The following is a 13,578-nucleotide window of genomic DNA, read 5'->3' on the forward strand; positions in this document are numbered from 1 at the left end:
CGCATGTAGCTAGTATTTTTCGCAATTATGTCTAAGCGAATAAAGCGTTCGTGTGCGTCGGAATCTTCGAGCATTAATCTCTACGGTGGTTTAGGAGTATTAGGTTTATGTTGAACTGGTTCGGATATTCCTTAAACAGTTTATCTCGCTACAATAGTAAGAGAAGTGCCATGCGTTGATTATTGAATTAACTGCTGAAAGAGGGCTATGTAGGGACACAAAAAACCGACTCAAAGGTCGGTGTGTTCAGGCTAATCGCCTTGCAAAGAATTTGAAGGATGGTACCAGAGGCCGGACTTGAACCGGCACGCTATTTCTAGCAACGGATTTTGAATCCGTCATGTCTACCAATTTCATCACTCTGGCATCAAATTTTACTATTTGCGAAGTGTAAAAACTTTGCAAATCTTTGCAAGCATATATTAGCTTGTTTTAGTCAAAAGGCGCTTACCTTTCAATGACTTGCCTTAGTTTGATTGTTAGACACTATCAGTTTTGAATCCGTCATGTCTACCAATTCCATCACACTGGCATTGTGTATGATTATCAACGTGGTGTTGATGCATGGCATTATAGCGATGCGGCGCGCCTATACAACAACTTTTTAAGCTTTTTGTGATTAAGTGCCGAAAGATTGTTCAAAAGCGTATTTTGCTTTATCTATTTCTTATTAATCAACAGAACGAGCATTTCTACCAACGCTGAAGCGTCCAATTAATCGCTACTACCGCGATTACTGACGATGCAATTGGCATTATGGCTTTTGAATATAACCTTACGTTTCTAAGTAAGATAAGTAAGGGCAATAGCAGCGTGACTATGGCAAGTTGACCCAGCTCTACCCCTATATTAAAAGCGAATACATTCATTACCAAGCTGCCCGACTGGGCATTAAGGTCGCCAAACACGCTCGCAAATCCCATTCCATGGAGTAGGCCGAACCCAAAGGTAATAAATCCTAAACGCATGATGATAGGGTACACATTGTTAAGCGCAGTTATAGCCACTGATATAGCAATGCCTAGCTCAACAATACGGCTATCTAGCGTAATAAAATCCAGTGCTGTGGCAGTTAATGTAATCGAGTGCGCTAACGTAAACGTGCTTACTAATATCACCGTACTTTTTATAATGTGCCTTTTGCTTTGCTCTTTCACCCAGCTCTTATTCTCCCTGTAAAGATTAACGGTGAGCAACGTAGCAACCAAAAACAGTATATGGTCTAGCCCAATGAAAATGTGCCAAATTCCCTGATAAACCATCTCCCCAAACTGCGAAGTCCAGCTGTTTCCTGTAGCAGAAATAGTAACATGAGAGCGTTCATCACTTAGCACATAAACACTTGTGTGATCGTTTAACGTTACCGTTGTGAGTAGCTTGTGGGTGGGAAAATCGCTAACTATGCCAGTGTATTGTATCGATACTTCGTTTACATATACGCAATTTACCGACAGCGGGTATACCAGTAATGACTCTGCAGATATATCTCGTATAGAAGGGGGAGCAATACTAACCGTACATCGCGTTTCGCTACCTCGAATCACTAGGTGGTTTTGGATATAGTCGTTCGCCATAGTGTGGTTTCTGTTGACTTCACCCCAGGTCAAGTTACCGTCATTATTGCTATCTAGCCCTGCTGTTTGCCCTATATCTTCAGGCTTTAGCAATAGCTCGCCAGACAAAGTGTTATTTGAATCATTTGTAAGCGTTAAATAGCCGTTGCTCAGTTCGTGGGATTGCGTGAAAACGCTGAAGGCGGCGAAGATGAAAAGTGTGATAAATCTAATCATGACTCGTTTACTGAAGGGCGGGAGAACTTTAAGCATTGGTCGATACTTCATTAGCACGGCGAGCGCGCTCTAGGAGGTTTTTGTCATCTAATGACTGTGCGTATTGCCAGTTTATTTCGGCAAATTTAAGCGCCAGTGGGTAATTGGGCTCAATCTCTAAAAAGTAAGTGGCGACCTGTGCGGCGTGAGAACTGTCTTCTCGCCACACTCGAATTTCCATGTTCTTAGCAAGTTGAGTTTGTACTTCAGAGCGCACAATACCTTGCGCTCGTTCCGCAATGGCCCATTTAAGTAGCAAGCCATCGTCGGCTGTCAATATATCGGGTACGGAGTTGCTAAACCCAGAACTCACTGCCTTATAGTTATTCAACGCAAAATGTGCGTCGGCCCAAACTAACATTGCGCTTATAGGTAGCTTTTTGAATTCTGTTTGTGACAAATGCTCAAGCGCGGCTTCAGCGTTACCAAGTTGAAGCGACATGTCTGCGAGTACTTCATAAAACCACTGGCGCTCCGCAGGTCTCACTGTACTCGTGTAGGTCTCAAAAGCGCTAAGCTTTTTCAAAAATTTTACGTCTTTATTTTGTGAAAAATCAGCGTTAACCATACACGTGAAAGCGATTAAAAAACTTGTTTGCCCTACCAGCTTTTCACAGTTTTCTTTCGCCTTTTTAGCGTTACCTTGCTGAACGTTTATATCTGCCAACAATAACTGTGCAGCTGGAGAGCGAAAGCGGGCTATTTGATTGAGATGTTGCTTGGCTTGTTCGAACTTATGAATGCCTTGAAGTAGTCGAGCTTCTAAAACAACTAAACGCTCTTTTTGACCTGCGTTCAACGAATCGAATTTTTGTCGCATTATGTTCGTGAACCTAACAATACGCTCTCTCTCATCACCTTTTGCTTGAAGGTATCTACTTGAAGTTAAAATTTTTTCCGCTTCGTCGATACTTGCTATGGATAGCTGCCTAGGCTGCCACGTTGCGATGACGGTATCATAATTGAATTTTTCAGACTGAGCAGATACCGAACAGACTGTTAGGGCTGACAATACGCTCATTATAGGGAGTATGAGAGTACTGCTTCTCATCAACTTCATCAGAACTTCCTTTATAAAAGCCGTCCTTGGCTTTACGGTTGACACTGTGTACTGACCGCTCGTTATTGACCAATCAATAAATCATCGAACGTGGTGTCGTCAGCATCTTGGGTGAACTCGCGCCCGTTAATTGGCAGAGGTTCATCGGTTGGTGCTTGATTAAAGGCGTCACGGGTATAGCTAGAGAACGATAACTGCTGTGCCTCAATCGTAACGCTAACAGTAGCGGTAACTTCTGGATTTACGCCGTCAGAAACGGTGAATGTGAAGCTATCGCTACCTGTTACCTGAGCGTTAGGTGTGTAGGTAAAGCTGCCATCAGCATTAACTTCTGCATTACCTAACGTACCGTTTTCACCAAGCCCGAAGGTAAGTGCATCACCATCGTCATCGGTTGCTGTCAGCGTGCCATCAAACGCAATATCTGCTTGCGTCGTTAGCATTTCATCAATGGCTACGGGCGCTGCATTTTCTTCTGGCGCTTGATAATCGTTATCGTCATCACTATCGAAACAACCAGTTAGCGCTAGCACCAATCCAGAAATGACCCACAACTTATGTTTCTGCAAAGGGGCTTGACCCGACTTAACAAACGCGGGGGCATTTGGATTCTTGTTAAATAACCTAATCTTCATAGACATGATGGATCTCCTTATTCAGAGCCAGCAAGTGGTGTTTTTAGGTAAGGAAACGATGAATCAATCATGCTTGCATCTACAGGTGCACCATCAGTGAAAGGTACATTACCTACGCTGGCGTCCTCTGGTGTACAAAGGCCAAGGTCTGTATCTTCACCTGCTACCGGGATGGGATAACACAAACGGCCCATAACAACGCGAAGGGCAATATCAACCACGTCATCACCTGGGCGGCGACCGTTCGGGAATCCTGCTAAGTCATCGCCTGCCACACCAAATGCTGACTGCGATTCGGCTGGCGTTGCTGGGATCCCTGTGTTTAGGCGCAGCATTTCTGATGCTGTTACAGTTGCTTGCTGGTTAACGCCAGGGAAACCTGTAAGGAACGCTGTTACTAAGTCCATACGCGGGAAATTCGTCGGCGCAAGGGTCTCAATATCCGTACCCAGCGTAGTATTCACTGCATCTTTAAACAGAATGTTCAGTAGTTCTGGTAAAGAAGGGTGGGTTACATAATCAGCGAATTGACCGTCTGCACTTGGATGAGAAGTAGAGAATTTGTCTTTATCGCCAATACCGATAACAAGCTCATTTACTAGCGGGCTACCTAAACGAGACACTTGAGTCATCGCACCACCATTAGTCTCAGGTTTCGCAAAAGTAGCATCTGGGTTTAGGATACGCGCTTGCGGCAAGCTTGCCGTGGTCCAACTACCAATTACGCCATTACCTTCACCTGTAACACACGCCTTAGGTACTTCAATAGATAACGCTGTCACGTTTTTATCGGCTAAGTCATCATTCATGGCACTTTGCGTTATACCGCCAGGAAAACCTTCACCATCGCCTGCGCCCGGTGCGCTGTCGCCCTCAACAGGTACATAATTTACCAGGTCGAATGTTTTGCCCAAGTTAACAACGAAGGGGTCTTTACGCTGACCAACAAACACTTTGGCCATGTCATCGCAACCAGGGATGCTGAACGAATAAATAAAGCTTTCAGCATAGCGTACGTATTCCGCTTCACTGGTAAAGGTTTTATTACCAATGTAATCAAGCGGCTTTTTAAACATATCGCCCATGGCGGGATTAAGAGTAGTGCGCGTGCCTGTCTGCATGTCGCCACTCACCATAGTAAGGCTGTACATTTCCGAGAAGTTTGCTGCGCTTGAATCGTCTGCGCTGATACCGCCTACATTTTTAAGCGGTACTTTCACCATTTTCTGTTCGCCTTCAGGGCCTATAGGCAAGGCGATACCTTCGTTATCGGCAGCAAGCATATTGTTAAACTTAAAAACAAAGCTTAAGTCTTCAACCGCGTCGCCATCGCTATCAATATGAATCGCGTAGTGCGCATTCGGGTCCATTGCAAAGTAGTTAGGGCCACCATAGGCATCTTGCAGTGGAATATAATTTGCTATGAAAGTCACATAATCTTCACGGCCTTGTTCATAGCTATTGAAAGCATAAAAGTCGGTGCTATCTAACGCTGGGTGGCGAGTGATATTAGGTGCTTCTCGGTGACTTGACGCTATTGCGCCAGCAGTTACGGCTGCACATGTCACGGCGACAGCCAGTGACAAAGTTTTGCGTTTGAATTGGATCATGTCGAGTCTCTCTGCTTTTTTATGAGTTCAAGAGACCAAACGACTGAGGTTTCACCTTAGATGCAAAAATATTTAAAAAATTAAAATAAAGTTTTTATAAAAAGTAAAAGGCCACGTTTCGTGGCCTTTTGGTGTGCTGCTTTGTGCGTAAAATTACACGGAAACAATCGGCGCTATATATAGCACTTCCGTTGGTGCGCCTGTTACCGAGCCGCCTGGTGCTTCTAAGCTCACTGCTAACGCCGCGATACTTTGATCTAGCAAGATATCTGGTGTCGCGCGCGTGTCGCCATTAACTTCAGGCATCAAGCCGAGAGAAATTGGTGCTTCGCCGTTTGCCGGCACCATCCAAAGCTCATAGTCTTTGTCTGCTAACGCCACAAATGCATCGGTGACCTTAACATTCATGGTTGTGTCAGATACTTCTATTACCCACAATGGCGTGTTATCAGCATTATTGACTACGGCAATATGGGAAACCTCTGGGGTAGGCACAGGTTGCATCAGGAAAAGCAATACGGCTAACACCAATGCAGCAGCTGTGGATATGAACGATAAGTTCTTCCAGCGTTTCTGCTTTTCTTTTTCAAGATCAACTACATTGTCGCTACTGGGTATACTATTAGTAGTCTGACCGACAAACTCTGTATCATTGGCCGCTTTGTGGCCAAGCTTCACTTGTATGCTCTCCCACACGCTGTCAGGTGGTGTCACCGGAGGCAAGGTTTCAGCAAATCCAGTAAGGTATTGCTCCCATTGTGCGGTTGCATCGCTAACAGCCTGATACTGCATCATTAACTTTTGATAGCGCGTACGCGCTTTGCCGCGCAGCGTTCCAACTACATATTCAGCGGCGAGGGCGTTTAATCGCTCTTCTTTTAAATAATTCATAGTGATAGGCACCTCTGCAAGCTTTGCAAGCCTCGTCTTATCCAGCTTTTAATGGTTCCAAGTGGTGACGCCAAGTGAGTTACCACCTCTTGATGCGACATACCATTCACATAGGCTAAATGGATAGCCTGACGCTGCGGTCCATCAAGTTCATCTAAACAAGAGGCCAATTTTGCTTGCTCTGCCTCTAACTTTATTGATTGCGTGGTTTCCATACCTGACGGTGCGTCATCATTTAATTCGACTTCATTTCTTACGTTGTGATAGCGGATTAAATCGAGCGCACGATAGCGAGCTATACTGACCATCCAGGTAAGTACCGTACCTTTGCCTCGTTGATAATTACCGGCGTTATGCCAAATTTTTATATAGGCGTCTTGTGTGGCTTCGTCAGCGAGTTCAGGGCGTTTCAAAAGCCTTAAAGCAACAGCGTAGAGCTGTGGACTGGTTATCTTATAAAGCTCTGCGAACGCTTTTTTGTCGCCGTCTGCGGTTTTACACAGCAGAGGAAACAGAGTTTCGTGTTCCATTGTTGCTCCTATTTTTATCGTTGTAGCGCGGCCATTTGTTTATTGCTCTAACTATTTGGCGGCTACTTTTTAAAGTAGCATGTTTTATATACAACTGCCTGAATGGTTACCTAATCAATAGACAGACCCCAAACAGTAAAGCGTTTATGTATTAATACTTTACTGAAAAGGTAAGGCGAACATTTCTTGGCTCTACAGGGTGATAATGCAAATCCTCAATCCCTTCCTCTGGCTCTCCGGGCAGCCTAGATGCGTAAAAATAATCAATATCGTGATCGTCACTGTCTAGGGCATTGAGTACTTCTAACGTTACGTCCCAAGTTGGCTGGCGATAGGCAACTTGAGCATTCACTAAAAATGTTGACGGCGGTGAAATTTCATCGAAGCTTTCTACGGTGCGAGAGCTTAGGTAGCGGCTTCGTAAGGTATAGCTGAACCCTAGTTGGTTACTTCTTTGATAGTAGGTTAGCCCTGCACTCACCACACCTGGCACGGTGCCATCGATGTGGCGACCTTCGCCTTCAACGCTGTCGCTAAATCGGGCTTTGGTCCACGCAGCTTCAATGTCTGTTGTTAGGTGATGGCTTATCCAGTAGTAGGCACTCACTTCAATGCCGTGTCTCTCGGAGGGGCGACTGGCTTCAGTAAAGCCTGCATCACCAACATATACCAGCTCGCTATCAAGCTCTAGGCGCCACAAGGCAGCAGACAGGTTATAGGTTTTGTTATCGGTATAGTTAACGCCCGCTTCATAGCCAAGGCTCTTTACTAACAAGGGAGCAGCTTCGGTGGCGTCACCACTTACCGGGTCTATATTAATGGTGGCTCCCCGTGCATCGTTGGAATGAAAGCCCTGCCCAACGTTGGCAAATGCGGTAAGTTGGTCTGATACACTGTACTTCAAGCCTGCTTTAAGGGTAAATAAACCGTCACTTTCGCTTCCTGAATTAGCACCAAGATTACTGGTAACGTCCACATCTAAGTAATCGTATCTGCCTCCTAATGAAAGGCTTAATGCGTCACTTAGCACAATGTTTGACTGGGCAAAAAGTGCATAGCTGTTACTGTCTATTTCGTCTTCTCGAATAGTGCCAAAGCGGGTTAAGTTTTGGGTGCGATACAAACCCACGTTTTCAATATCGTCGAAACGCCACTGGCCGCCTAAGGTAATACTGCTTCCATCCGTAAGCGCCAAGGGAAGGGTAGTGAATATTTCACCACCATAAATTTTTCGGTCGTCGGCCTGTTCGAATTGATCGCCTCTCTCTGGGTTATCAAGGAAGTAAGTGAAATTAGAAAAAAGGCTAAGCGTTGTATCTATGGCATACAGTGAAGCATTCCATGTATCACTGGTATAGTTTGCGGAGAGACTATAGCGAGACGAATCGCCGCCAACTTGGGTGTCGATAGAGCCAAGACGGTCTATTAAGCCGCTTTCAATAGCGCGCTCAGGTACTTGGTCAGCACCGTTCCAGCTATTATCATAGGCCATTCCTGTAATGGTGAGTTGGCCGTCTAACAAAGGCGTAATATAACGAATATGGGCGTTTTTCTTTTTTACATCTTCGTCAACGTCAGTCCACGGGCCGTCATAGGTTTGATATTCCAACGCTGTAACAACGCGGTTCTCTCCTGCTTCAAAGTGATTTAATGCAACAGCGCGCTTGAACCCATATTCTCCTAAACCTAAGAACAACTGGTTTTGCTCAAGTGAATCTCTTAAATTGAAGAATGCCCCGCCAGCGCTAGAAAAATCGCCGATGTTGGCATAATAGGTGCCTTTGAAGTAGCTTAGATTGTCGATAAATTCGGGAATAATAAAGTTAAGGTCACTGTAGCCTTGGCCATGTCCGTGGCTTCGCATGTTCACAGGCATACCGTCTACACTCACCGTGAAATCCGTGCCATGGTCGAGGTTAAAACCGCGCAGGAAGTACTGGTTGGCTTTTCCCGAACCACTGTGTTGGGTCACCATCATGCCCGGGATGAATTCGAGTATTTCACCGGCGCGCAACATTGGGCGTTCAATCAAGGTGTCACCAGACACCCATCCCTGCGAAGCCGAGATAAACTCTCCGTCTTTTACAGATGAGTCACCACGTACTCGAATATGCTCAATATCACCTTCGGGGTCGTCTAACGCCATTGCAGCGCCCATACCAAGCGAAAATGAGCTAGCGAGAAGTGTTGTTACCAGAGTTTTTGCTGTCACCGTATTTACGTCCATTATCCGTTTGTAATAGCAATAACGATTAACAATGGTTAATGGATGCAAAAAGGTGGAAATCATTTTTCTTTGCTTATTGCGCTATTAAATGCCGTTAACTAAGGCTTATGTTGTTTAAGCGTTGTGGCGCTTGTGTCAAAATAAACGCTGTTGTTAATGAAGTGAAGAGAAGCCCGTGGCGAGACACGACAGAAAAGCCAAGAAGAAGTCCCCATCATCAAATCCTCTAAAAACGAAGGATGATAAAAACACGCCCAACTCAGAATCAGGTAGTTCATCACTTGAGCGAGCGGGGTTTGTGCGACGCTTGTTGGCAATGATTTACGATACGCTCGTGGCTACTGCCGTAGGGATGTGTGCTGCTATGGTCATGATAGTAACGCTGGTGGTTATGCTGAAAAATGGCGCGCTTGACCTACAAGGCTATGCTGAACCTGCCGATCTGATTCAGGCCTCTTTTGGTTATAAGCTGCTTATTCAAACGTGGGTGGGCTTGTGGATAGCTGGGTTTTTCTTGTGGTTCTGGCGCAGGGGCGGGCAAACCCTAGGCATGCGTGCATGGCGTTTGCGAATTTACAGCACGGTTGAAGAGCCAATGACCTGGCCACGCTTGTTCATTCGCCTAATAGCATCGTTAGGTGGTCTAGGCACCTTACTTGTTTTGTTTGATTTTAAAAATAAACAATCACTGCAAGACCGACTGGCAAAGACCGAAGTGCTGAAGCTGACCAAAGAAGCGAACGACCACAAGAGCTGGTAAAGGTGCTTTGTAAGGCGCTAAAAAATCGCAAAAAAAGAGGCTGTAAGGCCTCTTTTTTTTATTAGTTTTGACTATTGAATTAGATGAATGCTGATAGCTTGATCAACGCCTCAACATTACCCCTGCAATGGCCGCAAACAGTAAACTAGGCAGTAAGGCGCCAAGGAATGGTGGCAGCTGATAGACTAAACTCACTGGCCCAAATACTTCGTTAAGAATAAAGAAACCGAAGCCTGTCAGTACGCCCATGATCACGCGAGCGCCCATTGTAACGCTACGCAGCGGGCCAAAGATGAACGACAATGCCATTAACAGCATTACGCCTACCGAAATAGGTTGGAATACCTTGCGCCACAAGGCGAGTTGATAACGAGAAGGGTCTTGATCGTTATTTTCTAGGTAGTTCACGTAATCCAGCAGCCCAGTAATAGATAAAGCCTCTGGCTTAACTGCAACAATGCCTAATTTGTCCGGCGTCAGTGTTGAATTCCAACGCATGCGGTTATTTTCATCTACCGTAACATTCGTTTCAGTAAACTTGGTTACTTCAACGTCGCTTAGCCACCAACCGTCGCCGTCGAAGGCCCCATTTTTAGCGTGAGTAATGCTCTCTAGCGACAAGTCAGGGTTAAAGCTAAATATGCTCACATCTTTGAGAGAGTCTTGGCTTAACACCTGACCTATGCTTACGAATCGGTCGCCATCCTTTGCCCACACCAGCTTATCGGAAGAAAATAAACTACCGCCTGAAATGGCTTCAGTTCTTATCTGTTTTGCCTTGGTTTCACTGTACGGGGTTACCCACTCGCCAACGGCCATCACTAAAAAGATCATTACAAGGGTCGACTTCATGGCTGAGTTTATGATGTTCCAGCGGCTCATACCTGCGGCCTGCATCACTACCAATTCGCTATTGCTAGCCAGTACGCCCATACCAATAAGGCCGCCTAGCAAGGTTGCCATAGGGAAGAACTGCTCTAAGTCGCGAGGCAAGCTTAGCAATACGTAGATAAAAGCGACCAGCATGTCATAGTCGCCTTCGCCAATTTTTCGCAGCTGTTCTACAAATTTAATAAGCGCGCTTAAGCCAATAAGTACACTAAGCGTAACGGTAATAGTGCCTAACAGCGTGCGGGCGATATATAAATCGAGGATCTTAAACATCTACTTTTTCCCCAATATCCAAGCGCGCAGCTCTGTGCCGGTTTTTCTGTCTCGCACAATCAACATGACACCAATGATCAGCATGATGGTGTGCACCCACCATAAGCCAAGCTGAGGTGGCATTTTGCCGTCTTCTAACACTCGTCTACTTGCCAGTAGCAACAAGAAGTATCCCAAGTAAAGCAGGATGGCAGGGAACATTTTACCAAAGCGGCCCTGACGCGGGTCGACTGCGCTTAGCGGCACAGCAATCAGTACTAAAAATGGAATGGAAAGCGGTATGGCAATACGCCACTGAAGCTCGGCTCTGGCTTCAATACTGTCGTCTTCCCAAAGTTCGTTAGTAGGCAGTACGCTTACCTTACGACGAGTTTCGTCAGCAGGTTTATCGGCAATCTGAATTTGGTATTCGTCAAATTCTACTTTGCGGAAAGCCTTTTCAGATTGCTTTCCTTCGTACTGTACCCCTTCTTTCAATACAAGGTTTCGCGTGCCGTCAGGGTTATTAGCCACTTCACCAGTTTGCGCATACACAACGCGCACGTCGCCTTCGCTATCGTCTGTTTGATTTTGCGATAAAAACACACGTTGTAGCTTATCGTTATTGTCTACATCGTGAACAAAAATAACCGCTTTTTCGTTACCGGTTTGCTGGAATCTACCTGGCATTAGCGCCGATATTCCCGCCTCATTTCTGGCTTTTTCTCGCAGCTGATACTCGTTCTCTGCAGCCAATGGCGCGAAATAAAGGGTAATTGCGCCTGTGACTATCATGATAAGTACAGACAAGAACAGCATTACCCGCGTTACATACCATTCACTGATACCACAGGCTCGCATTACGGTCATTTCACTGTCTACATACAGCCTGCCATGTGCCAGCATAATACCCAAGTAGGCGCTGATAGGCAGAACTAATGAAGAGAGGATAGGGGCATATAAACCTAGGAAGCCAAGCACTAGCCCAGCGGGAATATCACCGTCCGAGGCGTCGCCCAAAACGCGCACAAATCGCAAGGTGACAAAAATTGCCATTAGGATAAAGAAAATCGCTAACTGAGATTTCAGCGTTTCCTTAAGTAAATAGCGGAATATCAGCATCTCAGCCCTTCCGGAAAATTAGGAATTTTAGTGAAAGAAAGCACAATTTTGTTTAAACTTACCGTTTTTACAAGTTTTGCCTGCAATCATAAACCGTTTGCATGGTGTTTTGACGCAAATTTAACCTATATTCAATAGGTCTTTAAGCGTGAATTGCAGCGAACTAAAAAGTTATGCTGCGTATTAAAACATAAAGCAGCGCGAAACGTTACGTGATTTTAGTCATCGTGCAAACCATAAACGACGAAAAGCGAGGTGATATCGTGGAGTTTAGTGTAAAAAGTGGCAGTCCTGAAAAGCAACGCAGCGCATGTATTGTTGTGGGTGTCTTCGAGCCGCGCCGCCTAACGGCAGTGGCTGAACAGCTAGACGAAATCAGTGAAGGTTATATCAGCAACTTGTTACGCCGCGGCGACCTTGAAGGTAAAGCCGGTCAAATGTTGTTGTTACACAACGTGCCAAATGTACTGAGCGAGCGCGTGCTTCTAGTCGGTTGTGGTAAAGAGCGTGAGCTTGATGAGCGTCAGTACAAAAACATTATTGCCAAAACCATTCAAACATTGAATGAAACAGGCTCAATGGAAGCGGTATGTTTCCTTACCGAGCTTCACGTTAAAGGTCGCGATACCTACTGGAAAGTACGTCAGGCAGTAGAAGCAACTGAAGACACGCTTTACACCTTTATGCAGCTTAAAACCAAGAAAGGTGAGCCACGTCGCCCACTGCGTAAAATTGTATTTAACGTACCTACACGCCGTGAACTTACCGTTGGTGAACGTGCAGTTGAGCATGGTTTAGCGGTTGCTCGCGGTGCGAAAGTGACCAAAGACGTGGCTAACATGCCGCCAAACATCTGTAACCCAGCGTATCTGTGGCAGCAAGCGCAGGAGCTTGCCAGCCAGTACGACAGCGTAACCGCTGAAGTCGTTGATGAAACCCAAATGGCCGAGCTTGGTATGCAAGCGTATTTGGCTGTTGGCCGTGGTTCAGACAATGAAAGTATGATGAGTATTATGCATCATCGCGGTGGCCCAGCTGATCAAGCCCCAATTGTGCTTGTAGGTAAAGGCCTTACGTTCGATTCAGGCGGCATTTCAATTAAGCCAGGCGAAGCCATGGATGAAATGAAGTACGACATGGGTGGTGCTGCAGGCGTACTGGGTACCATGCACACTATCGCGGCGCTGAATCTGCCCATTAACGTTATTGGTGTATTGGCAGGCTGTGAAAACATGCCAGATGGCAAAGCGTACCGTCCGGGTGACATTCTAACGACTATGTCGGGTCAAACCGTTGAAGTGCTAAACACTGATGCCGAAGGCCGTTTGGTATTGTGCGACGCACTAACCTATGTAGAGCGCTTCGACCCAGAGCTAGTGATTGATGTAGCCACGCTAACTGGCGCAGCGATTATCGCACTTGGTCACCATGCAACAGCTGTAATGAGCACGCACAACCCGCTTGCTCATGAACTACTTAATGCGTCAGAGCAAAGCTCAGATCGCGCATGGCGTTTACCACTATGGGACGATTACCAAGAGCAGCTTGAAAGCCCGTTTGCCGACATGACGAACCTAGGTGGTCGCCCAGCAGGGTCAATTACGGCGGGTTGTTTCTTGTCGCGCTTCACTAAGAAATACAACTGGGCTCACCTTGATATTGCCGGTACGGCATGGCGCAGTGGTAAGAACAAAGGTGCAACAGGCCGTCCAGTGCCTATGCTGTCTCAGTTCTTAATGAACCGCGCTGATATCAAGTTAGAGGACTAATC

The 13,578-nt window shown here is 45.9% G+C and carries 11 protein-coding genes and 1 tRNA gene; 2 read left to right on the plus strand and 10 right to left on the minus strand.

Annotated elements, in window-relative coordinates; translation table 11 throughout:
• Positions 1-279 precede the first annotated feature (279 nt).
• The 8 genes from MHN09_RS14130 to MHN09_RS14165 form a co-directional block, all read right to left on the minus strand.
• Positions 280-366, minus strand: a tRNA-Leu gene (locus MHN09_RS14130).
• 326 nt (positions 367-692) lie between these two features.
• Entirely contained in the window at positions 693-1,790 is a 1,098-nt protein-coding gene (locus MHN09_RS14135; protein ID WP_239241160.1) for a HupE/UreJ family protein, read from the minus strand.
• 28 nt (positions 1,791-1,818) lie between these two features.
• Positions 1,819-2,889, minus strand: coding sequence for a hypothetical protein (locus tag MHN09_RS14140; protein WP_239241161.1), 1,071 nt, complete (start codon positions 2,887-2,889; stop codon positions 1,819-1,821).
• A gap of 62 nt (positions 2,890-2,951) precedes the next feature.
• Positions 2,952-3,530, minus strand: coding sequence for an Ig-like domain-containing protein (locus MHN09_RS14145; RefSeq protein ID WP_239241162.1), 579 nt, complete (start codon positions 3,528-3,530; stop codon positions 2,952-2,954).
• A gap of 11 nt (positions 3,531-3,541) precedes the next feature.
• A complete protein-coding gene (locus tag MHN09_RS14150; RefSeq protein ID WP_239241163.1) occupies positions 3,542-5,134 on the minus strand; it encodes a DUF4331 domain-containing protein in 1,593 nt (530 codons plus the stop codon).
• 153 nt (positions 5,135-5,287) lie between these two features.
• Positions 5,288-6,025 (minus strand): anti-sigma factor, encoded by a 738-nt coding sequence (locus tag MHN09_RS14155; RefSeq protein WP_049588265.1) that lies wholly within the window; start codon positions 6,023-6,025, stop codon positions 5,288-5,290.
• The gene (locus MHN09_RS14160) at positions 6,022-6,555 is read right to left on the minus strand and encodes a sigma-70 family RNA polymerase sigma factor (RefSeq protein WP_014977297.1); all 534 of its coding nucleotides are present in this window, start codon (positions 6,553-6,555) and stop codon (positions 6,022-6,024) included. The genes MHN09_RS14155 and MHN09_RS14160 overlap by 4 nt, the downstream gene beginning before the upstream one ends.
• Before the next feature lie 151 nt (positions 6,556-6,706).
• Positions 6,707-8,782 (minus strand): TonB-dependent receptor, encoded by a 2,076-nt coding sequence (locus tag MHN09_RS14165; protein WP_343300029.1) that lies wholly within the window; start codon positions 8,780-8,782, stop codon positions 6,707-6,709.
• 175 nt (positions 8,783-8,957) lie between these two features.
• Here MHN09_RS14165 and MHN09_RS14170 point away from each other — a divergent pair, with 175 nt between their 5' ends.
• A complete protein-coding gene (locus tag MHN09_RS14170) occupies positions 8,958-9,542 on the plus strand; it encodes an RDD family protein (protein ID WP_080986437.1) in 585 nt (194 codons plus the stop codon).
• A gap of 102 nt (positions 9,543-9,644) precedes the next feature.
• Here MHN09_RS14170 and lptG read toward each other — a convergent pair whose 3' ends face one another.
• A complete protein-coding gene (gene lptG, locus MHN09_RS14175; RefSeq protein ID WP_239241165.1) occupies positions 9,645-10,706 on the minus strand; it encodes an LPS export ABC transporter permease LptG in 1,062 nt (353 codons plus the stop codon).
• The gene (gene lptF, locus MHN09_RS14180) at positions 10,707-11,807 is read right to left on the minus strand and encodes an LPS export ABC transporter permease LptF (RefSeq protein WP_014950603.1); all 1,101 of its coding nucleotides are present in this window, start codon (positions 11,805-11,807) and stop codon (positions 10,707-10,709) included.
• Positions 11,808-12,070: 263 nt separating this feature from the next.
• Between lptF and pepA the strand changes: the two genes are divergently transcribed.
• A complete protein-coding gene (gene pepA, locus MHN09_RS14185) occupies positions 12,071-13,576 on the plus strand; it encodes a leucyl aminopeptidase (protein WP_014950602.1) in 1,506 nt (501 codons plus the stop codon).
• The last annotated feature ends 2 nt before the right edge of the window (positions 13,577-13,578 follow it).

Origin of the sequence: Alteromonas sp. MmMcT2-5, assembly GCF_022348315.1 — a bacterium.
Classification (GTDB): domain Bacteria; phylum Pseudomonadota; class Gammaproteobacteria; order Enterobacterales; family Alteromonadaceae; genus Alteromonas; species Alteromonas macleodii.

Excerpts from the sequence above, each read along its gene's own strand:
- MHN09_RS14135 (WP_239241160.1), bottom strand. The coding sequence starts at position 1,790 with ATGATTAGATTTATCACACTTTTCATCTTCGCCGCCTTCAGCGTTTTC.
- MHN09_RS14140 (WP_239241161.1), bottom strand. The coding sequence starts at position 2,889 with ATGAAGTTGATGAGAAGCAGTACTCTCATACTCCCTATAATGAGCGTA.
- MHN09_RS14145 (WP_239241162.1), bottom strand. The coding sequence starts at position 3,530 with ATGTCTATGAAGATTAGGTTATTTAACAAGAATCCAAATGCCCCCGCG.
- MHN09_RS14150 (WP_239241163.1), bottom strand. The coding sequence starts at position 5,134 with ATGATCCAATTCAAACGCAAAACTTTGTCACTGGCTGTCGCCGTGACA.
- MHN09_RS14155 (WP_049588265.1), bottom strand. The coding sequence starts at position 6,025 with ATGAATTATTTAAAAGAAGAGCGATTAAACGCCCTCGCCGCTGAATAT.
- MHN09_RS14160 (WP_014977297.1), bottom strand. The coding sequence starts at position 6,555 with ATGGAACACGAAACTCTGTTTCCTCTGCTGTGTAAAACCGCAGACGGC.
- MHN09_RS14165 (WP_343300029.1), bottom strand. The coding sequence starts at position 8,782 with ATGGACGTAAATACGGTGACAGCAAAAACTCTGGTAACAACACTTCTC.
- lptG (WP_239241165.1), bottom strand. The coding sequence starts at position 10,706 with ATGTTTAAGATCCTCGATTTATATATCGCCCGCACGCTGTTAGGCACT.
- lptF (WP_014950603.1), bottom strand. The coding sequence starts at position 11,807 with ATGCTGATATTCCGCTATTTACTTAAGGAAACGCTGAAATCTCAGTTA.